We start from the raw sequence: 22,852 nt of genomic DNA on the forward strand, positions 1-22,852 counted from the left end.
ACATAGAATTCTGGACATGGAAGCCGCCCCCTCGATGACGAGTGACACCGACCGGCGAACGATTCGCGGAGCCGACTACACCCTCTCCTGGCGCATCGGCGCCCGCGGGCTGGTGCGCTCCCCGTACTTCGAGTTCGCAGACGGGCAGGGCGCGCGCTGGATGCGATTGAGCGCACTGTCCAGCATCCACACCCGCGCGGCCAGGGATGAGGCCATGCGGGTCTTCGAACCGGAAGTGCGCGAAGAACCCGACGCTGTCATCGTGACGGTCCGCACGGAGTCGAGCGCCTGGCGGGACCGGATCCTCGAGATCCGCTGCACCCGCGAGGGCATCGAGGTGACGCTCGAGGCCGAGGGCGAGGGCGACCTCACCGATGTCACGCTGCTCGGCGGCGACGGCATCCTCCCCACCGGCGCGAGCGGCACGTTCCGCTCCGGGTTCGATGCGCAGTCGCTGTCGGTGCCCAGCCCGACCGAGCCCGTCGCGTTCATCCGGCCGATCTGGTCGGCCGCGTCGGTCGGGGTCGTGGGGGACGCGGATCCCGGGCGGCTCAACGGCATCTTCTCACCGCCGCCGCTCGCTCTGGCCTTCGGCCGAAGCCCCGCCACCGACCCGTTCACCCCGGGAGACGGTCCATGGCTGGCGAGTTGGCTGCGCGACGCGGTCCAGCGCCTCACGTTCACGATGATGCGTTTCGACCCGGTCGACGACGGCGCCCTGCTGCGCCTGACCTACGACGGGCACACGACCGTCTCGGGCCGGTGGCGTTCGCCGACGGTGGTGATCCGCCCGACTGCCACGCCGACCGACGCGCTTCTCGAATATCGCGCCGACCTCATCCGGCACGGATTCGCCCCGGAAGACCCCATCCATACCCAACGTTGGTGGCTGGAACCGATCTTCTGCGGCTGGGGAGCCCAGGTCGCGCGCGGCGGTGAACCGGCGCCGGAGCTCTGTCGTCAGGAGATCTACGACGAGTTCCTCGAAACGCTGGACGCCGCCGCGCTCGACCCCGGAACCATCGTCATCGACGATCGCTGGCAGGCGGAGTACGGCACGGCCGAGCCCGACACCGAGGCATGGCCCGACATGCGGGGATGGATCGACCGCCAGCACGCCGCCGGGCGCAAGGTCCTGCTGTGGTGGAAGGCCTGGGACCCCGCCGGGCTCCCGCCAGAAGAATGCATCACGGATGCTGCGGGGCGACCGGTCGCCGTCGATCCCGGCAGCCCTGCGTACACGGCTCGCCTCGCGCGGATCGTGGAGCACCTCCTCTCGCCGGACGGGATGGACGCCGACGGGTTCAAGGTCGATTTCACCCAGCGCACCCCGAGCGGAATGACGATGAGGTCAGCGCCGGACAGCGACGGGCCGTGGGGCATCGCGGCCCTGCACCGACTCGTCGCACACATCCATGACACCGCGACCCGCATCAAGCCGGACGCCCTGGTCATCACGCACACCGTGCATCCGTCGTTCGGCGCCATCGCGGGCATGATCCGCACCAACGACGTGCTCGAACATGACACCGCAGGCCGGCCGGTGTCCGTGGCAGCGCAGTTGCGCGCTCGGCACGAGATCGTCGCCGCGGTGCTGCCGCAGCATCCTGTCGACACCGACCAGTGGCCGATGCCGAGCCGCGACGAGTGGCTCGACTACGCGCGGGCTCAGGGTGGTTTCGGCGTCCCGGCTCTGTACTACCTGGAGCGGGTGGGCGAAACCGACGAGCCGATCGACATCGAGCATCTCGCCGAGATCGGACGCGTCTGGGAGCGCTATCGAGAGACCCTCGCGTGACCGCGACACAGATCGCCCGAGGTGTGTGGCGCATCGACGACACGTGCCACGTCTATCTGCTGACCGACCCGGATGAACCGTTCGGTGCGCGCGACGCCGTAGCCATCGACTTCGGCGCCGGACGGGCATTGGAAGACCTCGACGGACTCGGCATCCGTCGGGTCACCGACGTCCTGATGACGCACCACCACCGCGATCAGGGGCAGGGGCTCCCGCTCGCGGTCGAGCACGGGGCGCGCATCCACGTGCCGCCGGTGGAGCGCGAACTGTTCGACCGGGTGGAGGAGATGTGGGAGGGGCGCTCCCTCGACAATGACTACAACCTGCGTCAGGACCGCTTCTCGCTGCTCGAGTCCGTGCCGGTCCATGCGACCGTCCCGGAGTATCGGGAGCTCCTGGTCGGGCCGGTGCGAGTGCGCGTGGTCCCGACACCCGGTCACACGATCGGATCCGTCAGCTATCTGCTCGAGCGCGACGGCGAGGTGATCGCCTTCTCCGGCGACCTGATCTACGCCCCGGGCAAGGTGTGGTCCCTCGCGGCGACCCAGTGGTCGTACACGCAGAACGAGGGACCGGCGATGACGGCCCTCAGCGCGCGGATGCTGGCACGGGAAGGCGTCACGCGGTTGGCCCCGTCGCACGGCGAGGTCATGGGCGACGCGGTTCGAGCGCTCGACCTGCTGGCCGACACGATGCAGGAGTATGTCGACTCACGGCGCTCCTATCCCTGGGATCTGATGGCGCGCCTCGACGATCCCTTCGTGCCGCTCACCGAGCATCTGCTCATGAACCGCACGTCGATGTCGTGCTCCTATGTCGTGCTGTCCGAGAACGGCGAAGCGCTCATCGTCGACTACGGGTACGACATGACGACCGGCCTCGTCCCGGGCCAGGAACGCGCGAGTCGGCGGCCGTGGCTCGCGTCGCTGCCGGCGCTTCGGCGCGACCACGGCGTCACCCGCATCACCGTCGCGCTGCCCACGCACTATCACGACGATCACATCGCGGGGATGCCGCTGCTGCGCGACGTGGAGGGCACCGAGCTGTGGATTCCGGAGAACGTCGCGCCGACCATGGCGGACCCCTGGTTCGAAGACCTGCCGTGCCAGTGGTACGACCCGATCGTCGCCGACCGGGTGCTCGCACTCGATGAACCGTTCACATGGAACGAGTACACCTTCACCGCCCACGCCCAGCCCGGACACACGCTCTACGCGGTCGCGTACTCCTTGGAGATCGACGGCATCACCGTCATGTTCACCGGCGACCAGCAGGAGGGACTCGGCGGACGCGACGGGCGTCGCGACATCATGAACTATCAGTACCGGAACCTGTTCCGGTTGGGTGACTACGCGCAGAGCGCGGCGCTCTATCGCAGGATCGGGCCGGGGCTGATGGCGAGCGGGCACTGGGAGCCACGCCGCGTCGATGACGAGTACCTCGACTACCTGGCCGACTCGGGACGGACGGTGGATGACCTGCACGAACGCCTGCTGCCGCTCGCCGACGTGGGGATCGGCCCGGACGGGCAGGCCGCACGGCTCCTCCCCTACCGGCGTGCCGCGGTCGTCGACGAGCCCGCCGTCTATTCGGTGCGGCTGCGCAATCCGCTCGCGGAACATGCCGAAGCCCGAGTGTCGCTGGTGTTGCCAGTAGGCTGGCGCTCGTCCCGGCGCGAGATCGATCTTGCGCTCGGACCCCATGAGGAGGCCGACGTGCAAGTGACTGTGACACCGACTTCCGCCGGGCGGCGACACCGCCTCGCGATCGACGTGACGATCGGGCACCTGCGTCTCGGTCAGCATGCGGAGGCTCTGCTCGACGTCACGGAAGCGCACTCGTGAGCGACCGGCCGCGCCCGCCGATCGAGCGACCGACCATTCGAGAAGTCGCGCTCGCCGCGGGGGTCTCCCGTTCGACCGCCTCCCGCGCGCTGTCCGGCAACGGGTATGCCGCGCCGGAGGTGCGCGAGCGCGTGCGCGCCGTGGCGAAGGAGATCGGCTACGTCGTCGACGTCACGGCCCGCAGCCTCAAGCAGCGCACCAGCCGATCGGTCGGTCTGCTCGTCTCCGACCTCCGCAACGTCTTCTACGCGGAGCTGGCGTCCGGCATCGGCGAAGAGGCCCGCGCGCACGGCCGCACCGTGGTGCTCGTCGACCTGCGCGGCAACAGCCCCGACGAGCTCGAGGCGGCCGAGACCCTCGTGGGTTCCCGGGTATCGGGTGTGATCGCGACGCCCGTCTCGGGTGAATTGAGCGCGTATCTGAGCCGCATCGGCGTGCCGCTCATCGAAGTGGACCGCCGGTTCGATGCCGAGGGCACTGATGCGGTCGTGGTCGACAACCGGGCGGCGGCGCGCGACACGACCCTGCGACTGCTCGACGCGGGGCACCGCCGCATCGCCCTGCTCATCGACGAGACCGAGTGGACGACGGGTGACGAGCGTCAGCGCGGGTACCTCGACGCGCTCGAAGCCCGAAAGGTGCGGTCCGACGAGACGCTCATCGTGCAGGCGGGCTGGGATGCCGAGGAGGCGAAGGCTGCGGCCCTCGCGATGCTCTCGCGTCCCGATCGCCCCACGGCGGTCTTCGCGGCGAACAACGTGCTGACCGAGGGGACCTGGCGCGCAGCATCCGATCTGGGTCTTCGCGTACCCGACGATGTCAGTGTCGTGGGCTTCGACGATGCTCCGTGGATGAGCATGGTGCAGCCCGGCATCTCCACCCGGCTGCAGAATGCCGGGGCCTTGGGCGCCACCGCGCTGCGCGCTCTGCTGGAGCGGATCGAGACGCCGGATGCACCCGTGCGCACGATCGTGATGCCGACGCTCTTCCTCGACCGCGGATCGGTCGCCGCGCCCGCGGAGTGATCTCATGCCCGCCGACCGGATCCTGCAGGGCGCCGTCGGCCAGGTGCGTCTCGTGGAACGGGACGGCCGCACGCTCCTGGAGAAGCGGATGCCGGATGCCCGGCGTCACGACACCGAGGTGCGAGCGCTGCAAGCGTTGCAGGGGTCCGGCCTTCCGGTACCGGAGTTGGTGTCCGTCGAACCGGGCGCCATTCTGATGACGCTGCTGCCCGGCGAACGACTGGACGCGGGCAGCGCCGGTGAGCGTCTCGCACGGCTTCGCGCGTCGGCGCCGGTGCTGCGCCGCCTGCACGAACTGCCACCGCCTCCCGGGTTGGCACCGGCACCCGACGACGAACTCATCGTGCGGCGGTATCGGGCCGCCGGTGGCCCACCGGTGCCGCTGACGATCCCGCCATCGCAGAGTCCGGCGTTCTGTCACGGCGACTGGACCGACGGGAACGTGCTGGCCGTCGGTCGCGAGATCACCGGGTTCATCGACTGGGAAGCAGCGCACGTCGGCGATCCTCTGCGCGAACTGTCGCGTGCCGCCTGGGGTGCATCACGGAAGGATCCGCGCTCGTTCGATGCCCTGGTCGATGCGTATGGGGCCGACCGTGAGGCCGGGCCGCCGGAGTATCTGGAAGAGCTGACCGCTGATCTGGAGGGGTGGACGCAGGGCTGACGCCGAGAGGGTTGTTCGCGCGTGCGGATCTCGGCGAAACCGGCCGAGTGACGAGCCCCCTCTGGGTCACGCCGATGAGCGAGCGGACTGACAGACTGACCACGCGGCGGGATTTCATCACGTGGAGATTTGGGTCGACGATCTGTCGACCGCTCGCGCCGAGTGGGGCTGGCTGCTGCGGGCGCTCGACTTCACGCGCGAGACCGACTGGCCCGAGGGCGAGTCCTGGGCGGCCGGAGGCGCATATCTCACGTTCACCACGTCGCCGAACATGACGCCGACGACGCACGATCGCAGGGCGCCCGGCGTGAACCACCTCGCGTTCACAGCGCCGTCTCGAGACCGGGTGGACGCGATCATGTCCGGCGCCGAGGAGCACGGTTGGCGACCTCTGTACCAGGACCGGTACCCGCATGCGGGCGGACCGGACCACTACGCCGGCTGGTTGGAGAACTCCACCGGCTTCAAGGCCGAGGTCGTCGCGGAGGACGCTTCGCCGCGAACGGAGAAGCCGAAGCATGTCTGAGGGCGGATATTGCATCTTCGCGCGGCCTGCTCGGGACCACCACGACGAACTTCTTGCAGGCCGGCGCCGAGGTGCAACCGCTCGCCCTCGCGCCTGTCGGCTCCGTCGACCGCATCATCTTCACGCTGCTGGCAGGTTCCGGCGGAGCAGAAGAACTGCAGCGGATCGAGAAGCAGCTGTCCGCCTGGTCCGAGCTACCCGATCCACCCCGAATCATCGATGCGTCGACGCCGCACGACGAAGTCGCACTGCGCGTTGACGGAAGATCAGAGCACTCGCGCCGCCCTGCGCCGTGAGGCAAGCTGGCATGACCATGACCATCGCCGATGAGTTGCTGCGAGGACCGCGAGGACGTCGGCTGTGCCTCGCATACGCCACCAGGATGGACGAGCAGCTGCGTGTTGCCGTGTTCTGGCTCGGCCACGAACTCGATCCGCATCCGGGAACGATCATTCGCTTCAGAGGCGAAGACGACGCCGAAGAGGTCGAAGAGGTCCAAGACCCCGCTTTCACCGAAGCCGAGGTCGCTGAGTTCATCCGAGGGCTTGATCTGACCTCGATCTCCGCGGATGCTGCCCGCGAGGCGATGTGCGAGACGGTGGACCACGCGCGGTACTGGCAGGAACCTGACGGCGACGATGCAGTGGCCGCGCTGCCGGCGGTACGCGACGCGCTGTCATCGATTGCCGCCCGACTGGTCACCGTCCTCCCCGACCTGACAGCGCCGTCTGCACCGGCTCAGTGGGCGGTCGATTGGCGCGTCGCCTCGGACAGCGCACCCATCGAACGGTCCCCCGCTGCGCTTCTCGCCGCGTGGACCGTAGAGCAACGGGAGGACGAGGAGCGGGCCGCCTGGGAGCGTCCCAGAGACCCGCACGCCAACTTCTCAGGAACATGGTGGTCGGTGCCGTACCAGCTCCTCGCTACACGAACGAACGTGATGGATGCACTCCAGCTGGTCGAGGATTCTCTCGGCTGGGAGGTGGCGACCGTCATCCCGGTGCGCGGAACGGGGCGAATTCTCGAGCTCCGAACGGCCGACGACTGGGCGGGCCTGTGCCGCGAGTACCCCATGGAGGTGACAGCTTCTCGTCGCCACGACTGGTTCCGTGTCACGGGCCGCGACGGCACGTGGCTCATCCCTGATTGGGAACGGGTCGCCCAGCAGTGGGATGCCGTCCACCTCACGACGCTGGCCTATCTTTCCGCGGCCACGAGGCTGATCGAGGTCGATACCGAACGCGCGACCGTCATCGCCGGGTGGGGTCCGGACGCCACGGTCTGGTTGACCGACGTCGCACGCGAATGGCACGAACCACGTCAGCAGTGGAGACGAGTCGAGGGCGAGAACCTCTGGGCGCCGGAAGAGGTCGCCACCTCAGGACGCTCGGAGCGACCGATGCCTACGGCGCCGGCCTAGGGGCGACTCGAGCCTCCGTCATCCCGCCTCGACGAGGCCTGCGCGGTGCGCGAGGACGGCCGCTTCTACCCGGTTGCGAACGCGCAGCTTGATCAGGATGGCGCTCACATAGCCTTTGACCGTGCCTTCGACCAGGTGCAGACGGCGACCGATCTCGGCATTGGAGGCCCCAGCCCCGATGAGCGCGAGCACCTCGCGCTCACGATCGGACAGGACAGACGCTGCTTCGCGTGCCTCGGTGCTGCGGATCCGGTCCCCCTCGCGGTATGGGGCGATCACGTGACGCGCGATGACAGGCGAAAGGTACGCTCCGCCTGCCGCGACCGCACGAACCCCGGCGATGAGTTCTCGAGGATCTGCCGCCTTGAGGAGGAAGCCGAGCGCCCCGTCCTCGAGAGCGCGCTCGACGTAGTCGTCCTCGCCGAAGGTCGTCAACATCACGACGCGCGTGGCCGGCGCAGTGGAGCCGATCTCGGCGGCGGCGCCAAGGCCGTCAAGGCCGGGCATGCGGATGTCGAGCACGGCGATGTCGGGACGATACCTTTGCACGCCACTGATGGCCTCGTGCCCGTTCGTCGCCTCGAACACGACCTCGATATCTGGGTCAGATTCGAGAATCGCCCGCACACCGGCGCGCATCATGGCCTCGTCATCGGCGATCAGCACGCGAATCATGTCGCCCCCAACAGCATCTTCTCAACCAGCACACCATGGATGAAGCACAGCCGATATGTGGCGTCGGTGAAGTGCAGCCAGCCATCGCGCGCTGCGAAGTACTCGCACTGTGCGCCATCGGGAGCCGGGGGCTCGGTAACGACGGGGACGGGGCGGGGCGTACCGCCGGGGAGTACCGTCGCGAGCTCGTCGCGCGTCGCGCCCAAGTGGATCTCGTCGTACACGTCCGACGAGATCGCCGTCTGCGTGACCGTGATCGCTTGCACCACGATGAATCCGACGAGCGCGAGCGCGATGATCGCCGCGGGGAAGGCCGCGGTCTGCAGGAGACGGCGCCGCGCGGAGTGCGCGTTGGTTCGCACGCCGAGATCCGTCACGCCCGTGTCGGGGCGCCGTGGTTGGAGGGATGCGCGCAGTCGCAGCTCGAACCCGGTGTCGTCGGGGCCGGCGTCAATGGTCGCGCCGAGAAGTTCCGCGCGTCTCCGCAGGCTCGGGATACCGTGGCCCCCGCCCGGCGACTCAGTCCGCGTCAAGCGCGTCGAGCGCACGCGGACGATGACTTCGTCCGGCTCGCCCGGCATCACGCTGATGCTGACAGCGGAGCCTGGCGCATGGCGTGCGGAGTTTGTGAGGCCTTCGCGAACTGTGCGCACGACGAGTTCTGCGACGAGCGGGTGCGCCATGGAAAGAGTGGACCGGTCGACGTCGGCGTTGATGGTGATGCCCGCCTCGCGCGCGCCCATCACCAGTGCGTCCAGCCCATCGGCGCCGATGGGGTCAAGCCGGCCTGGACCATCATCCGGTCTGGTCATCTCCACGACATCGCGAAGTCGGCCGCTTGCGCGCACCGCCGCTTCCCGCAGCTCGCGGAAGCGTTCGAGCTGCCGCGGACTCAGATCACGCTCCAGCTCGAGCGCTCCCGCCTGTACCGCGATGAGGGCAAGCTCATGGCCGATGGTGTCGTGGAGGTCGTCGGCGATTCGCGCGCGCTCCTCGGCCTGAGCACGGTCGGCCATGAGCGTCACATCCGCTGTGCGCTGTTCGGCCCGCAATAGACGGTATCGGCCGAACCACCACGGCGAGACGATGGTCAACAGCGCGATAGCCACACTCGTCATCCAGTCTCCGAGGGGCGCGCTACCGGGAACGACGAACGACATAGGAAGAGAGAAGGCGAAGACCATCGAGAACGCCACGACTGCCGGAGCGAGTGCGGCCATGCGACGCCCGACGAGGTAGGCGGCGACGCCGGCCGGGACGAGGATGAGGACGAGCGGCGAGTCGCCCCAGCGAGCCATGGGCAAAGCGGTGGACGTCGCGACGATCAGGAGCACGACGCCAAGGGGTGTCGGCCACGCCCATTCCTTCACACGATCTCGTCGAAGCACGCTCTCATCCTAGGAACCGCAGCACTGCGACATACCTGACGAAAGTAAGGCGCACACCTGCCTTCGGTGGGATGCTCCGACCAACGGGCGGCCCGTACCGTCACAGGAATGGACCTGATCGGACTGCTCACCACTATCGTGACCGACCTCGCGGCATCACCGTGGATCTACCTCGTGGTGTTCGCCGTGTGCGTGATCGATGGGTTCTTCCCCCCGGTGCCCAGCGAGACCGTCGTCGTGGGAGCGGCGACCATCTCCGTGGCCACCAGCGAGCCTCACCTGCTCCTCCTCATCGGTGCCGCAGCGGCTGGAGCGATCGCCGGGGACAACATCGCCTACCAGCTCGGGAGGGCGCTCGGAACAGAACGCTTCACATGGATGCGCACGAATCGCGTCGTGTCGGTGGTCACGTGGGCCCGAAGAGGCCTCGATCAGCGCGGAGCCGTCCTCATCTTCGCCGCCCGCTACATCCCGGTCGGCCGCATCGCCGTCAACATGACAGCCGGAGCGACCGCCTATCCGATCCGGCGATTCCTGCCGCTCTCTGTGGCGGCGGGCATCACATGGGCCGCCTACTCAGCGATCTTCGGCATCTTCACCGGGCAATGGCTGCACGACCAGCCACTCCTAGCCATCGCGATAGCCATCGTTTTCGCGTTGCTTGTCGGCGCTGTCATCGACATCGTCATCCGCCGCTTCATCGGCCGCGGCGCGGTGACTTCAGAGCAGCATGAGATCTCCGGTGCACGTCTGCCCTGAGACGCATGGTCTATCTTCGAGCCCGGCCAGGCTCGTGAGGTGACCACGCGGGCGAACGAAGCGCCGGGCAGTGCTCAGGCGTGGGGTGATGCGCGATGTGGATCATGCTGTCGAGCGCATCACGAGCGGCGGCGAGTTCTTCCATCGCCCTGCTGATCCGGAGCCGCTCGGATTCGAGCAGCTCGAAGATCTCCGGCGATGCGGTCGCGGTATCGACGCACGGCAGGATCTGCAGGATCGTGCGGCTCGGCAACCCGGCGGTGAAGAACTGCTGGATCAGGCGCACGCGTTCCACAGCGGAGGCCGGATAGGTGCGCTGACCGGAGTCGCTGCGCTCGGACGTCAGCAGTCCCTGCTCTTCGTAGTAGCGGAGTGCTCTCGCGCTCACCCCGGCCTCTCGGGCCACATCGCCGATGCGCATCCGTTCCCCTCCTCTGTCCGGTCACGACGTACACGCGGACTTGCCCTTGACGTCAACGTCAAGGTTTAGCGTAAGCGATACCGGCGGCACACAGGTCGTCGGATGCCGAATCGCTCGAATGGAACACGAACCCGCATGCACATCACCGACCAGATCGCCCTCGTCACGGGAGCCAACCGCGGCATCGGCCGCCAGTTCGTCCTCGAACTCCTCGACCGCGGCGCGGCCAAGGTCTACGCGACCGCTCGGCGCCCCGAAACGCTCGATTTCAACGACGCCAGAGTGGTGCCGCTGCGCCTCGACCTGCTCGATCATGAGTCGGTCGTCGCTGCGGCTCGAGCAGCGCAGGACGTGACCATCGTCGTCAACAACGCCGGAATCTCCACCGGTGCCGAGCTCGTGACCGGCGATCTCCGCGACATCCGCCGAGAGATGGAAACGCACTTCTGGGGAACTCTGGATGTGATCCGCGAGTTCGCTCCCGTTCTCGGCGCACACGGCGGCGGGGCGATCGTGAACATCCTCTCCGCGCTGTCCTGGTTCGCAGCGCCCGGAACCGGGTCCTACGCCGCTGCCAAGGCAGCCGAATGGAACATGACCAACGGCGTGCGACTCGAGCTGGCTGCGCAGGGAACGCTCGTCCAGGGAGTCCTGCTCGGCGCCGCGGAGACCGACATCGCCGCCGGGTACGACGGGCCGAAGATCGATCCGCGCGACGTGCCGCGCACCTCGCTCGATGGTCTCGAGGCCGGCTCGATCGAGATCATCGTCGACGGCTGGACGGCCATGGTGAAAGCCTCCCTGGCTAGTGACCCTGCCCCGTTCTATGAAGAGATGGTGCGGCTACTCGCCTGAGCGGCCGGGCCGGCGTGCTCAGGCGCGCCGGCCTGGGTCGGTCGGACCAATCGCCATGCCGAGCCCGGGCCTATCGACCAATCGATCCTCGACGTCGAGGCGCAAGCGGATGGCGAGGGGCCGCGTCTCGCTCTGAATACCGGGAGCCTACGCCAACCTTCCACTCGACGAAGCACCACACCTGGGATGGATGTTTCCCCGACGCTCAGCCTCGAGCCGACCTACCTGACCCGTGAGCGCGAAAGCGAGTCCGACCTCGCAGTCTGGGAGACGGAATCGCCCGCGGTCGCCGCCTACATCCAGCCGGTGGCCGCGGGCGCCCGCATCTACACCGTATTGGCCGACCAGTCCGCACCGACACGATACGACTACGAGTTGGACGTCCCAGAGGGTACGACCTTGCGCGAAAACGCACTCGGCTTCATGATCTTGGACCCAAACGGCAACAGCCTAGGTCAACTGCACTCGCCATGGGCTAGAGACTCCTCCGGAAGAGAGCTCCGCACGGGGTACGAGTGGGAGGACGGCACGCTCACCCAAGTTGTCGATCTCTCCAGCCCCGGTATCGACTACCCGGTTTTGATGGATCCTGCGTGGTCTTACACTCACACGAAGAACATTACGAACCGCACACCGTCGGAGATCAGGAGCAAGCTTCTGAGTTGCTTCAACTGCTACTTTCCTGTCGAGGGGGCCCCCGACAAATTCCCGTCGTTCAAACTGTACCTCCCCCTTGTCGTAAGGCTTTTCGTCGCTTCTCCAGTCACGTGGGACTTCAGTTGCTACATGGACACGCATCATTACGAGACTCAGGGCAACCTGTCCTGGTTCGGGTACCGATTCCTCGCCTCCTCCACGCACGTAGACGGCCAGGGATCGTCGATCGCGTTCGATTTCAATCCGCATTGGACCACCACGGACCCGACCATCCGCACTCAATTGGTTGTTTCTGCGTACATCGTGAATGATGACCCTGTTGGGCTGGGCCAGCCTGCGTACACCATCGCTGCCACTTCGACCTGGAACGGATTCGCTGCAAACCTTGACTTCAGTTGAATCGCCGATGAGGCCCATGAAGCCCTCTCTCTGGCGCATATGGCTCTTGTCCGGCTCCGTCACGGTGGGAGTCATGGTGCTCGGTGGGGCGGTCGCCGGCCCTTTCGGCTTCGCGATCATGGCGATGGGAGCGCTGTTCCTCAGCGTGCCCCTCGCGATCGTTGCTGGCGGCACTTCCCTCTTGTCTAAGCGTGGAACGCGACGATCCGACCTCACCTCCCTCGTTGCTGGCTGGCTTGCTGCCCTGCTCGCAGGGGCAGGCATCGCTGCGGCAATCGCAGCCTTACCCGGGAACGCCACCTCCGATTTGACTCCGTTCCTGACATGGCTCTTACTCCTGCTCCCGTTCGCCCTGCTCGGCGCGGGGATCGCCATCAGCGCTTGCCTGCGGCGGTGGCGCCGTTTCACGAAAGGCACCCGCTCCGGCGCTTGACTACCGCAGGTTGCGTTACGTGCGCGCTTCCTCGGCGAGCTGGTCATCAAGGTCGGCCAAATCGCCGCGAGTCCGCTCCATCAGCCTCGGAGTGAAGCGAATGATCTGCATTGACAGAACAGCGTCAGCTTCGACCGAACCGAGTCCGAACGCATCCTGCACCGCCTCCCGAGTCGCATCCCGATCACCGTTCACCTCCGCACAGACGGCGAGCAGCTCATCGGCCCGATCGAACACCGCGACATATGCGGCGAGGATCGAGCGGCGCATGCGCAGCTCCCTGGCGGCAGCGGTCTCCGTCGCGACATCGAGCAGCGCGGCGGCGACGGCATCCGGATGCGTCAGCGTCACGTAGTGACCACCGGGCACCTCGATCGGCTCGACTCCCAGCCGGTCCCGGATCTGTCGGCGCATGAACGGCGCGGGGAAGAACCGGTCATCGGCCGCCAGGATCGCGCGCGTCATGACTTTCGGATGCTGCGCCCCCGGCCACGGCTCAGACAGCCACTCTCCCTGCTGGTCTCGCTCTCGTGCGCGGGCTTCGTCGACCAACGGCGCCGGCACTCCCTCGAAGAAGGCCACCGCAGGATCGCTGTCGATCTCCTCCTGGTCGTGCCCGGTGGCGGTCCACCACTCACCGAAGGACTCCCCCGGCAGCGGGATCATGGCGGCGAGATAGACGAGTCCCGCGGCGTCGACCGCCTCGCACACGAGCGGCGCCGTGAACCCGCCGAGCGAGTGACCGACGACGATGACATGCCCGCGCTCTCCGACGGCATCCGCCACCACACGCACATAGTCGTCGAGTCCCGCCGCCGGATCCTCGATCGGCAGGTCGACGGCCACCACCTCGTGATCGGCAGCCTCCAGCAGCGGAGTGACCCGATGCCAGTCCCAGGCCGTCGAGCCGCCACCGTGTATCAACGCGAACGTCGCCATCCGATCCTCCGTCTGTTGCGCCTACGACAGCATGGCCTACACGTAAACGCAAGAGAGCTGCGCGCGTTCTCGCGAACAGAGAGCTTTGCAAACATGTGGGAACGATGTCACACTGTCTGTGAACGGTGGACGCACACCGCGGACACGGCAGGCCGGAGGAACGAATGGCAACGCAACGGAGCGTGCTGGCGCTCGACATCGGGGGCACGAAACTCGCCGTCGCCGTCGTGACACCGGACGGCCGCACACATGCTTTCCTGTCGGAGCCGACAGAGAAGCACCGCGGGCCCGAGGCGATCATCGCGCACCTGTTCGACATGGGACACCGCAGCATCGCCACGGCCGGCCTCGGCGCTCCGTCCTCGGTGGGCATCAGCTGCGGCGGGCCGCTGGACGCTGGCGCCGGAGTTCTGACGCATCCGCTGCATCTTCCCGGATGGATCGACATCCCCATCGTGGCCATGGCGGCGGCCGAGTTCGGCGTCCCCGCCGTGGTGGAGAACGACGCCACCGCAGCGGTGCTCGCCGAGCACCGCTTCGGGGCTGCGCGCGACGCGGAGATCGCGCTCTACCTGACCCTCTCCACGGGCGTCGGCGGCGGCTCCATCATCGACGGACAGCTCCATCGCGGCGCCGCGGGCAACGGAGGCGAGTTCGGCCACATCACCGTGCGCCCCGGCGGTCGGGACTGCCTGTGCGGGCGACGCGGATGCCTGGAGGCGTATGCCTCCGGCACGTCGATCGCCGCACGCGCGAACGAGCTGCTGTCGACCACAGACCGACCTTCCGCCCTGCGCGACCTCTCCGTCGTCCGCGCGGAAGACGTCTCCGCCGCGGCCCTCGCCGGCGACGCGCTCGCCACCGAGCTGTGGCAGGAGACCACCGACGTGCTGGGCCAGGCGGTGACCGACCTGGTCAACCTCTTCGAACCGCACGTCGTCGTGCTGGGCGGCGGCGTCACCCGCTCCGGGTCCCAGCTCCTCGATCCCGTGCGCGCCATCGTGCACACCACCGCCATGCCCCCTGCCGCGCGTGCCACCGTGACGCTCGCCGGCCTCGGTGACGAGGTCTGCGTCGTCGGCGCCGGTGCGCTCGCCCTCGACCTCCTGGAGGAATCCTTTGTCTGATTGGCTCGAGAACCAGCTCGACGCCCATATCCGCACCGCGACGGATGCTGCACAGTTGCTGCCCTCCGTGCGGGCGGTTGGAGCCGTGCTCATCGACGCGTTCGAGCGCGGCGGCACGCTGTACACGCTCGGCAACGGAGGAAGCGCCGCCGACGCCCAGCACTTCACCGGCGAGGTCATCGGACACTACCGTCGCGACCGACGCCCGCTGCCCGCGGTGACCCTGACGACGGACGCCACAGTGTCGACCTGCATCGCCAACGACTACGCCTTCGAGGACATCTTCTCCCGTCAGGTCGAGGCCCTCGCCCGCCCGGGTGACGTCGTGGCAGCCTTCACCACCTCCGGCCGGTCGCAGAACATCATCGACGCGCTGTCCGCCGCTCGGGCGAACGGCGCCACCACACTGCTGTTCGGCGGGGGCGACGGCGGCCCGTCACTGGCGCTCGCCGACCATGTGCTGCTCGCACCGTCAGACCAGACCCCGCGAATCCAGGAGTTGCACACCTTCCTCCTGCACGCGCTGTCCGAGATTCTGGACGCCTGGGCCGCGGGCGAGGAGCCGACGTGAGTACTGCCGAGAGCACACCCGACCCGAGTGCACCGATCGCCAACGCCCCGTCGGGGGCGCAGCCGGAAGGCCTTCCCCGCGGCGTGCGGCCGGCCGCGACCCCCGACCGCACCCTCCACATGATCGGCAACGCGCACCTCGACCCGGTGTGGCTGTGGCCGTGGCAGGAGGGATACCAGGAGGCCAGGGCGACGTTCGCGAGCGCTCTCGACCGGATGGACGAGTACCCCGACTTCGTGTTCACGTGCGATCAGATCGTGCTGCTGTCGTGGGTCGAGGAGCAGGATCCCGTCATGTTCAGCCGCATCGCCGAACGTGTCGCCGAGGGCCGCTGGGTCAACGTCGGCGGTTGGTGGGTCGAGCCCGACTGCAACATGCCGATGGGCGAATCGTTCGCCCGCCAGGGCCTCTACGGCCAGCGATTCCTCCAGTCCCGCTTCGGGCGGATCGCCACGGTCGGCATGAACGTCGATCCGTTCGGGCACAGCGTCGGCATCCCCCAGATCCTCCGCGGGCACCGTATGGACTCGTACACCTTCCTGCGCCCCGGCCCGCACGAGGGCGACCTCGACGAGACGCTCTTCCATTGGGAGTCTCCTGATGGGTCGCGCGTGCTCGCCTACCGGATCCCGTTCGAGTACTGCAGTCCGCCCGGAGACGTCTCCGGACAGACGGAGAAGTCCCTCGGCCAGCTCGACCGGTCACTGGGCTCGATGATGGTCTTCTACGGCGTCGGCAACCACGGCGGCGGACCGACGAAGGCGAACATCGACTCGATTCACCGCTACGACCGGATGGGCACCTTCGGGAGGATGACGATGTCGTCACCGCGCACGTACTTCGACGAGATGCTCACCCGCGGCGAGGGTTTCCTCGACGCGCTTCCCATCCGTCGTGACGACCTGCAGCACCACGCACCCGGGTGCTATTCGGCACACTCGGGCATCAAGGCCTGGCAGCGCAAGGCACAGCACGCGGTGCTCTCCGCCGAGCGCTGGGCCGCGGTCGAGGTCGCTCTCGGCGCCGAGGATTCCCCGCGCGGCGACCTCGAGCGGGCGTGGAAGCAGATCCTGTTCAACCAGTTCCACGACATCCTGCCAGGGTCCGCGATCGAGTCGTCCTACGACGACGCCCGCGACCAGCTCGGCGAGGCCATCGCCATCTCGAAGCGCATCATCACCCGCGCACACAACCGCATCGCGCGCCGGATCGACATCCCCATGGATGCCGCCACGCAGCCGCTCGTCGTCTTCAACCCGCATCCGTGGGCGGTCTCGACCGACGTCGACTTCCAGTTCGGTGCCCAGCCGCACGGCGTCCGCGTGGTCGACGACCAGGGCGTCGAGGTCTTCTCGCAGGCGACGCAGTCGACCGCGACCACCGGGGACCGCAGCCGCGGCGCCGTCACGTTCCGTGCCGAACTGCCCGCATTCGGGTACGCGCTGTACCGCCTGTTGCCCGGCCCCGCCCTCCCTCGCGCCTCCTCCCTGTCGGTGTCCGAAGACGGCACCGTCATCGAGAACGCGCACCTGCGCGTCGAACTCGACCCGCAGACCGGCGACGTGATCTCGCTGCGCGATAAGACCACCGGCGTCGACCCGCTGGTCGGCACGCAGGGGCAGCCGCGAACGGCGGTATGCGACGACCCGACCGACACCTGGGGTCACCGGGTCATCTCCTACGCGTGGCCAGGAGCGGCGATGACACTCGACCGCATCGTGGTGCGCGAGACCGGACCGCTGCGCTCACGCGTGCGAGTCGAGCGTTCCTGGGGCGCGAGCACTCTGGTCGAGGAGTACCTGCTGGGGCACGACTCCCGGGAACTCCGCGTCGACGTCACGCTCGATTGGCGCGAGAAGGCGCACCTGCTCAAGCTGCGGTTTCCCGTCGGCCTCGACGACCCGTCCGCCACGTACGAGGTGCCCTACGGCACGATCGAGCGTCCGGTCGACGGCGCGGAAGAGCCGGCGCAGTCCTGGGTCGATCTCACCGGCACGGTCGGCGGCACGTCCGCCGGACTGACGGTCGTCGCCACCACGAAGCACGGGTGGGACGTCTCTCCTCGTGGCACCGCCGGGATGGAGACGGCGAGCATCGGCATCACCGCGGTGCGCAGTCCGGTGTACTCCTGGCACGACCCGCGGCTGCTCGACCCTGACGGGATCTACTCGTTCCAGGATCAGGGTGTCCAGAGGTTCAGCCTCGAGCTCATCCCCCACGCGGGTGACTGGCGCAGCGCGCAACCCACTCGACGAGCAGCCGTGCTCGGCGCTCCCGTTCGCGCGCAGCAGGAGTCGTTCCACCCCGGCGATCTCGCACCCCGCTCGAGCTTCGCCGACGATGGCGCCGGTGCCGTGATGGTCACCGCGATCAAGGGCAGCGAGGATGTGCCGGCTGCGGGAGCCGCGGACATCATCGTCCGTGCGGTCGAGACGACCGGGCGACCCGCGACGGCGCGCATCGCGTTGCCCTTGATCGACCGGACGATCGAGGGCGAGTTCCGGGCGCATCAGGTCCGCACCTTCCGCATTCCGCTCGCGCCGGATGCCGAGATCGTCGAAGTCGATCTGCTCGAGTGGCCACTGGGCGAGCCGCCGGTGTGAGCGGGACGATCAGCGCTCGGATGCTGACCACCGAGATCCTGGATGCCGACCCCGCCGACTTCCGGGTCGATGTGAGGGCCGCCGGGGACCTCCGTCACATCTCGGTTCGATATGACGGCATCGCTCCTGCGAACGCGGCCCTGCGGGTGTCGGTCCGCGTGCCCGATGCGTCGAGTCCGTGGTGGCTCATCCCAGGCCTCTTCTACGGCGACAACCGCCCCGCCGACAACGACCGACCGTATCCGCGGTTCGAGGTCGCCCCGCGCGCCGACGGTCGGGGCGACGCGTTCATCAGCGACGAGTGGCATTTCCGATCGGACCGGGCGGCGACCCCGGTGGTCTTCGTCTGGCCCGACCGCTCGCTCCCGGGATTCGCGCTGTCTGCGCCGCCGGTCACCTCCCTCGGACTCACCGGTCTGGGTTTCGCCGCCGAGGGTGGCGAGGCGATCCTCAGCGCCACGTTCCCGGCACGGGAGTTTCCGGTCACCTACTATGGCGACGCCGAGCCACGCGACCCGGAGGTGCTGCGGCATCGCTTCGCCTCGGGTGACGTCGTCGCGATCACCGTCCGGCTGCACGAGCTCACGCCGGATCGTCATGACTACACGCGGGTGCTGCGGGAGATCCGCGCCGACAGCATCCGTTCGTCACCCCTCCGACCCTGGATGGACATCCCGTCCGCTGCCGCGCTGAGTGCGGAGGGCCTTCACCGCTGGCACTACGACCCCGATCCGGGCGTGCTGCTGGAGACCGTCGGCTTCGATCGTGAGGTCTCCGGGCGCGACGGCCACCCGGTCGATCGGCAGGCGATGCACGTGGGCTGGGTGTCCGGCATCCCCTGGGCCTACGCGATGCTCCGTCACGCCGAGCGGACCGACGACAGTGCGCTGCGGGAGTCCGCTGTGCGCGTCATCGACTTCTGCACCGCCGACCTGTCGCCCAGCGGCACGTTCTGGGGGGTCTGGTACCGAGATGGCGGGTGGACGCAGAGCTGGACGCCCCACCGCCGCGGGCTGCACGGTCGCACTCTCGGTGAGGGGACCCAGTTCCTCATCCGCGCGGTCGCTCTCTCCGAGCGCGACGAATGGCGGCGCGCGGTGATCTCCAATCTCGACGCGGTGGTCGCCCGACAGCGGGAGGACGGAAACCTCGGCAGCATCCATCACGCCGAAACCGGCGAAGTGCTCGTCTGGGACGGTTCGGCGGGTCTCGCCTGGGTGGGTGCCCTGGCCGAGGCGGCGGACTGGGACGAGCGCTATCTCGCCGCCGCCGTGCGTGCGGGCGAGTGGTACGCGCGTCTCGTCCTCGAGGAGGCGCTTCACGGAGCCCCCGAAGACGTCGACCGGGCGGGCACCAGTGAAGACGGGTACGTCGCGGTGATGGCCTATATGGCGTTGCACCGCGCCACCGGCGATGCGCACTGGCTCGATCTCGCCCGCCGTGCCGCCGACTTCGCGCTGTCATTCCGGTACACGTACGACGTCGAGTTCCCGGCCAGCTCGATGCTCGGGATGTTCGACTTCGGCACTCGAGGAGCCGACCAGGCCTCGCCCTCGAATCAGCATCTCCACGCCTACGGACTGGTGATGACCCGAGAGATGCTGCAGCTGGCGGATGCCCTCGGCGACCCGCACTATCGTGAGCGGGCCCTGGAGTCACTCGCCTGCTTCCGGCAGTTCGTCGCTCGTTTCGACGGCGACTTCAACGCGTATCGCGGCATGGTCACCGAGCGGTACTACCAGACCGAGTGTTTCCAGCCGAAGGGGATGCTGCTCACGCTCTCGCACGCGTGGAGCGCCGGCGTCCTGCTGCTGGGCTGTGAAGACGCGATCGCCGCCCACGTCACGGACTGAATCGCGAACGCCTCCTGTCAAGCCCCTCGGCGGGTGTCGCCGCTCGCCGCAGGATGGGGGCGACCCCGAAGGAGGCGCGATGGACGTCATTCTGGTGCCCGGCCTGTGGCTGGACGGTTCGTCGTGGCAGGACGTGTCGGCAAAGCTGCGTGCGGCGGGTCACGTACCGCATCCGTTGACGCTTCGGGGACTGACCGCACGCACCGCCGACCGCTCGGGGGTGATGCTCGCCGATCACGTCTCCCTCATCACGAACACCATCGACCAGATGGGCGGACCGGTGGCACTCGTCGGACACGCGGAGGCGTGCGGCCTGGTCCACGCAGCCGTCAATCGTCGCCCCGATCGCGTGGCCCGCGCCTTCCACATCGGCGGTCTGCCGAGCGCGGACGGGACCTACGTCTTCACGGGATTCGCTGCCGAAGCGCACCGCGAAACCGCCGACCTCGAGCGCCGGTGCACGCACGATGCGGCCTTGGCAGCCCTGCGCGAGCGTCAACGAGCGGGATACGGCAACGGCATCGACTCTCGACAGCGCCTGACCGATGAACGGCGCTTCGATGTTCCAGCCACCGTCGTCGCCACCCAATACACGACGGATGACGTGCGGCGCTGGACGACGGAGAACGACGATCCCGCGCGCGAGTTGACCCGCATGCGTGACCTCACCCTCATCGACCTCCCGGCAGGGCACTGGCCTCAGATGGAGTGCTGTGACGACGTCGCGCGCATCATCATCGAGGCCCTCCCGACGGGCACGCACTCGGCCGCCGCGTGACCCGAGGTCAGGCGATCGCCTGCACGCGTGCCGCGTTGCGGACCTCCACGACGGTCTTGTTCTCTGCGGACTCGTAGGCGGCGAGGATGACGCCGAGCACGTCGATGCCTTCGACGTGCGTCTGGATCGGGCGACGTCCGTCGCGGAGGCACTCGGCGAAGTGCGCGACCTCCGCGGCGAACTCGTGCACGGGTTCGAACGTCGTGGTCACCGGGTCTTCCCCGCGCACTCGCGAGACGAGGGTGGTGCCGTCCGAAGTCAGCGACCCCTTCTCTCCCACGAGCGAGAACTTCTCGGTCCCCACCGCCGCCTGGTACGCCCAGCTGGTCGTGACGTGACCGACGACGCCGTTGTCGTACCGGACGAGCACCTGGGCCGAGTCTTCGCCCTCCATGAACGCCAGCCGGTGGCGCGACAGGATCGCCGTCACCTCCAGGGGCGTTCCGCCGGCGAGATGCTGCAGCAGGTACAGCGGGTGGTAGCCGGTGTCGATGAGTTCGCCGCCGCCCGCCGTCGCGGCGTGCGCCCGCCAGCCCATGCTCTCGACTGTGAAGTCGTTGAAGAAGCTGTCTGTGGTGCGCACCTCGTACACGCGACCGAGCACCCCACTCTCGACCAGTTCCTTCGCGGCGGCGACAGCCGGGAGGAAGAGCTGATTGTGTGCGCACATCACGGTCACGCCGCTGCGTTCGACAGCGGCGGCGATCGCCTCCGCCTCCTCGAGCGTCAGGCACAGCGGCTTCTCGCACAGCACATGCAGTCCGGCATCCGCGGCGGCGATGACAGCCTCCGCGTGGAGATGGTGTGGCAGGCAGATGTCGACGGCATCCAGACCGCCGTCCGCGATCATGTCGCGATAGTCCCTGTAGATGCGTACGTCCGCGTCATCGCCGCGTCGCTTCTCGGCGTTCGCCACCACCGGGTCTGCGATCGCCGCGAACGTGACGGTGTCGGGATTGCGACGGTAGCCCGCCACGTGCGCGCCGGCGATGCCGCCGGCGCCGATGAGGCCGATCCGGACCTTGGCGGTGGTGGAGGTGGTCATGACTGTCCTTTCCCTGCTTCGGTGGATGCTGCCTGATTCGCGGCGACCACGAACCGGGTGAGATCGATGGCGGCCTGAAGGTTCTGCGTGGTGTCGGCATCGCCGCGGATCGCATCGACCCAGAGCTCGAAGGGACTGGCCGCGGCCGCGTCGAACGGCACCGGCGTCCACTCCTCGCCGAAACGACCGCCCTTGGCGATGAGCGTCTCCTGGCCGAAGCCGTACAGCAGCGACGCGTCGGTCCCGCGCAGTTCGAGCGCGAAGGAGCCGGGCGTCGTCACGAAGCTCGCCTCTGCGACTCCGAGCGCCCCGCCCGGATAGCGTGCGACGACGACGGCGTTGTCCTCGACGGCGCGGCCTGTGACGTGGCCGTACGCCGCGGTGATCAGGTCGGGGTGCGCGCCGAGGAAGCGCTGCACGAGATATGCGGGGTGACAGCCGAGGTCGGCGAAAGCTCCGCCGATGGCCGCGACGGGGTCGGCGAAGCGCTCGGGCAGCCATCCGCCGAGCCACCCGTCGTGCGCCATGCGCACCCGGGCGTAGGTCAGGTCGCCGAGAGCGCCTGCCTCGATCAGTCGCGTCGCCGTCGTGACGACGGGTTCCGCAAGCCGGGGAAGGGAGACGGCGAGAGCCACCCCCTGCTCGCGCGCGGCATCGACGAGTGCCGCCGATTCCGCGACGGTCGGGGCGAGGAGCTTCTCGGTGAACACGTGCTTTCCGGCGGCGATCGCCCGACCGATCACGTCGGTGTGCTCGTTCGTCGCCGTCGTCACTGTGATGGCGTCGACGTCGGAGCGCGCGAGGAGAGCATCCAGGCTGCCGGCACGGTCCACATCCAGCCGCTGGGCTCCCTCGATCCCGCGTTCGACATCCGGGTCCCAGGCGGCCACCAGACGTGTGGCCGGGTGCTCGGTCGTCTCCCTCGCATAGTCGTCCGCATGGACATGCCAGAAACCGACGACGGCGACGCCAATGGTGTCAGTCAAGAATCACTCCTTCGTGAGAATGTGGCAACGTTACCATGTGCTCCCAGACTGCCCGAAGGATCGCGGCGCGTGCCAGGATGAAACGA

At 68.2% G+C, this 22,852-nt stretch carries 22 protein-coding genes; 16 read left to right on the top strand and 6 right to left on the bottom strand.

The annotated features are described in order from the left end of the window. Window positions 1-16: 16 nt before the first annotated feature. The 7 genes from D7252_RS03780 (at window position 17) to D7252_RS03810 (ending at window position 7,277) form a co-directional block, all read left to right on the top strand. Window positions 17-1,798, top strand: coding sequence for a hypothetical protein (locus D7252_RS03780; RefSeq protein ID WP_120774175.1), 1,782 nt, complete (start codon window positions 17-19; stop codon window positions 1,796-1,798). Beyond that, window positions 1,795-3,642: an MBL fold metallo-hydrolase gene (locus D7252_RS03785; RefSeq protein ID WP_120774176.1), complete on the top strand. Its 1,848-nt coding sequence runs from the start codon at window positions 1,795-1,797 to the stop codon at window positions 3,640-3,642. The genes D7252_RS03780 and D7252_RS03785 overlap by 4 nt, the downstream gene beginning before the upstream one ends. Then, window positions 3,639-4,667 (top strand): LacI family DNA-binding transcriptional regulator, encoded by a 1,029-nt coding sequence (locus tag D7252_RS03790; protein ID WP_120774177.1) that lies wholly within the window; start codon window positions 3,639-3,641, stop codon window positions 4,665-4,667. Before D7252_RS03785 ends, D7252_RS03790 begins: the two co-directional genes overlap by 4 nt. A gap of 4 nt (window positions 4,668-4,671) precedes the next feature. Next, window positions 4,672-5,331 carry a phosphotransferase family protein gene (locus D7252_RS03795; RefSeq protein ID WP_120774178.1) on the top strand — a complete coding sequence of 220 codons (660 nt, stop codon included), beginning with the start codon at window positions 4,672-4,674 and terminating at the stop codon, window positions 5,329-5,331. Window positions 5,332-5,452: 121 nt separating this feature from the next. Beyond that, window positions 5,453-5,857, top strand: coding sequence for a VOC family protein (locus tag D7252_RS03800; RefSeq protein WP_120774179.1), 405 nt, complete (start codon window positions 5,453-5,455; stop codon window positions 5,855-5,857). A 53-nt stretch (window positions 5,858-5,910) separates the two neighbouring features. Beyond that, a complete protein-coding gene (locus tag D7252_RS03805; RefSeq protein WP_120774180.1) occupies window positions 5,911-6,153 on the top strand; it encodes a hypothetical protein in 243 nt (80 codons plus the stop codon). 11 nt (window positions 6,154-6,164) lie between these two features. After that, window positions 6,165-7,277: a hypothetical protein gene (locus D7252_RS03810; protein WP_183055166.1), complete on the top strand. Its 1,113-nt coding sequence runs from the start codon at window positions 6,165-6,167 to the stop codon at window positions 7,275-7,277. 18 nt (window positions 7,278-7,295) lie between these two features. Here the strand turns inward: D7252_RS03810 and D7252_RS03815 are convergent, their stop codons facing one another. Together D7252_RS03815 and D7252_RS03820 are read right to left on the bottom strand one after the other, a co-directional pair. Continuing rightward, window positions 7,296-7,952 carry a response regulator transcription factor gene (locus tag D7252_RS03815; RefSeq protein ID WP_120774181.1) on the bottom strand — a complete coding sequence of 219 codons (657 nt, stop codon included), beginning with the start codon at window positions 7,950-7,952 and terminating at the stop codon, window positions 7,296-7,298. Then, entirely contained in the window at window positions 7,949-9,340 is a 1,392-nt protein-coding gene (locus D7252_RS03820) for a histidine kinase (protein ID WP_147406687.1), read from the bottom strand. Before D7252_RS03820 ends, D7252_RS03815 begins: the two co-directional genes overlap by 4 nt. A 108-nt stretch (window positions 9,341-9,448) precedes the next feature. On the opposite strand from D7252_RS03820, the gene D7252_RS03825 reads away from it, so the two are divergent. Further along, window positions 9,449-10,099, top strand: a complete 651-nt coding sequence (locus D7252_RS03825) for a DedA family protein (protein ID WP_120774183.1) — start codon at window positions 9,449-9,451, stop codon at window positions 10,097-10,099. A 10-nt stretch (window positions 10,100-10,109) separates the two neighbouring features. Here D7252_RS03825 and D7252_RS03830 read toward each other — a convergent pair whose 3' ends face one another. Continuing rightward, a complete protein-coding gene (locus D7252_RS03830; RefSeq protein WP_120774184.1) occupies window positions 10,110-10,520 on the bottom strand; it encodes a MerR family transcriptional regulator in 411 nt (136 codons plus the stop codon). Between the two features lie 135 nt (window positions 10,521-10,655). Between D7252_RS03830 and D7252_RS03835 the strand changes: the two genes are divergently transcribed. The 3 genes from D7252_RS03835 to D7252_RS03845 all read left to right on the top strand — a co-directional run bounded on the left by D7252_RS03835 (window position 10,656) and on the right by D7252_RS03845 (window position 12,864). Beyond that, entirely contained in the window at window positions 10,656-11,375 is a 720-nt protein-coding gene (locus D7252_RS03835) for an SDR family oxidoreductase (RefSeq protein ID WP_120774185.1), read from the top strand. Between the two features lie 186 nt (window positions 11,376-11,561). Beyond that, complete coding sequence (locus D7252_RS03840) at window positions 11,562-12,431, top strand: hypothetical protein (protein ID WP_120774186.1); 870 nt, start codon at window positions 11,562-11,564, stop codon at window positions 12,429-12,431. A 16-nt stretch (window positions 12,432-12,447) separates the two neighbouring features. Next, on the top strand, window positions 12,448-12,864 hold the full coding sequence (locus D7252_RS03845) for a hypothetical protein (RefSeq protein ID WP_147406688.1): 417 nt from the start codon (window positions 12,448-12,450) through the stop codon (window positions 12,862-12,864). 15 nt (window positions 12,865-12,879) lie between these two features. Here D7252_RS03845 and D7252_RS03850 read toward each other — a convergent pair whose 3' ends face one another. Beyond that, window positions 12,880-13,803 (bottom strand): alpha/beta fold hydrolase, encoded by a 924-nt coding sequence (locus tag D7252_RS03850; RefSeq protein ID WP_120774188.1) that lies wholly within the window; start codon window positions 13,801-13,803, stop codon window positions 12,880-12,882. A 164-nt stretch (window positions 13,804-13,967) separates the two neighbouring features. Here D7252_RS03850 and D7252_RS03855 point away from each other — a divergent pair, with 164 nt between their 5' ends. The 5 genes from D7252_RS03855 to D7252_RS03875 all read left to right on the top strand — a co-directional run bounded on the left by D7252_RS03855 (window position 13,968) and on the right by D7252_RS03875 (window position 20,735). Continuing rightward, on the top strand, window positions 13,968-14,930 hold the full coding sequence (locus tag D7252_RS03855) for an ROK family protein (RefSeq protein ID WP_120774189.1): 963 nt from the start codon (window positions 13,968-13,970) through the stop codon (window positions 14,928-14,930). Further along, window positions 14,923-15,501 (top strand): SIS domain-containing protein, encoded by a 579-nt coding sequence (locus D7252_RS03860; RefSeq protein WP_120774190.1) that lies wholly within the window; start codon window positions 14,923-14,925, stop codon window positions 15,499-15,501. The genes D7252_RS03855 and D7252_RS03860 overlap by 8 nt, the downstream gene beginning before the upstream one ends. Next, a complete protein-coding gene (locus D7252_RS03865; protein WP_259461038.1) occupies window positions 15,498-18,104 on the top strand; it encodes an alpha-mannosidase in 2,607 nt (868 codons plus the stop codon). The genes D7252_RS03860 and D7252_RS03865 overlap by 4 nt, the downstream gene beginning before the upstream one ends. Beyond that, window positions 18,101-19,957, top strand: a complete 1,857-nt coding sequence (locus tag D7252_RS03870) for a hypothetical protein (RefSeq protein WP_183055167.1) — start codon at window positions 18,101-18,103, stop codon at window positions 19,955-19,957. The genes D7252_RS03865 and D7252_RS03870 overlap by 4 nt, the downstream gene beginning before the upstream one ends. A gap of 79 nt (window positions 19,958-20,036) precedes the next feature. Next, window positions 20,037-20,735 (top strand): alpha/beta fold hydrolase, encoded by a 699-nt coding sequence (locus tag D7252_RS03875; protein WP_120774192.1) that lies wholly within the window; start codon window positions 20,037-20,039, stop codon window positions 20,733-20,735. Window positions 20,736-20,742: 7 nt separating this feature from the next. On the opposite strand, the gene D7252_RS03880 is transcribed toward D7252_RS03875, so the two are convergent. Both D7252_RS03880 and D7252_RS03885 read right to left on the bottom strand, forming a co-directional pair. Beyond that, window positions 20,743-21,780, bottom strand: a complete 1,038-nt coding sequence (locus tag D7252_RS03880) for a Gfo/Idh/MocA family protein (RefSeq protein ID WP_120774193.1) — start codon at window positions 21,778-21,780, stop codon at window positions 20,743-20,745. Beyond that, a complete protein-coding gene (locus tag D7252_RS03885; RefSeq protein WP_120774194.1) occupies window positions 21,777-22,766 on the bottom strand; it encodes a Gfo/Idh/MocA family protein in 990 nt (329 codons plus the stop codon). Before D7252_RS03885 ends, D7252_RS03880 begins: the two co-directional genes overlap by 4 nt. Between the last annotated feature and the right edge of the window lie 86 nt (window positions 22,767-22,852).

It is taken from the genome of Microbacterium sp. CGR2 (assembly GCF_003626735.1).
Taxonomy (GTDB): Bacteria; Actinomycetota; Actinomycetes; order Actinomycetales; family Microbacteriaceae; genus Microbacterium.

Coding starts and splice junctions, on each gene's coding strand:
- D7252_RS03780 (WP_120774175.1), top strand. CDS start 17: ATGGAAGCCGCCCCCTCGATGACGAGTGACACCGACCGGCGAACGATT.
- D7252_RS03795 (WP_120774178.1), top strand. CDS start 4,672: ATGCCCGCCGACCGGATCCTGCAGGGCGCCGTCGGCCAGGTGCGTCTC.
- D7252_RS03810 (WP_183055166.1), top strand. CDS start 6,165: ATGACCATGACCATCGCCGATGAGTTGCTGCGAGGACCGCGAGGACGT.
- D7252_RS03815 (WP_120774181.1), bottom strand. CDS start 7,952: ATGATTCGCGTGCTGATCGCCGATGACGAGGCCATGATGCGCGCCGGT.
- D7252_RS03825 (WP_120774183.1), top strand. CDS start 9,449: ATGGACCTGATCGGACTGCTCACCACTATCGTGACCGACCTCGCGGCA.
- D7252_RS03830 (WP_120774184.1), bottom strand. CDS start 10,520: ATGCGCATCGGCGATGTGGCCCGAGAGGCCGGGGTGAGCGCGAGAGCA.
- D7252_RS03835 (WP_120774185.1), top strand. CDS start 10,656: ATGCACATCACCGACCAGATCGCCCTCGTCACGGGAGCCAACCGCGGC.
- D7252_RS03840 (WP_120774186.1), top strand. CDS start 11,562: ATGGATGTTTCCCCGACGCTCAGCCTCGAGCCGACCTACCTGACCCGT.
- D7252_RS03845 (WP_147406688.1), top strand. CDS start 12,448: ATGAAGCCCTCTCTCTGGCGCATATGGCTCTTGTCCGGCTCCGTCACG.
- D7252_RS03850 (WP_120774188.1), bottom strand. CDS start 13,803: ATGGCGACGTTCGCGTTGATACACGGTGGCGGCTCGACGGCCTGGGAC.
- D7252_RS03855 (WP_120774189.1), top strand. CDS start 13,968: ATGGCAACGCAACGGAGCGTGCTGGCGCTCGACATCGGGGGCACGAAA.
- D7252_RS03875 (WP_120774192.1), top strand. CDS start 20,037: ATGGACGTCATTCTGGTGCCCGGCCTGTGGCTGGACGGTTCGTCGTGG.
- D7252_RS03880 (WP_120774193.1), bottom strand. CDS start 21,780: ATGACCACCTCCACCACCGCCAAGGTCCGGATCGGCCTCATCGGCGCC.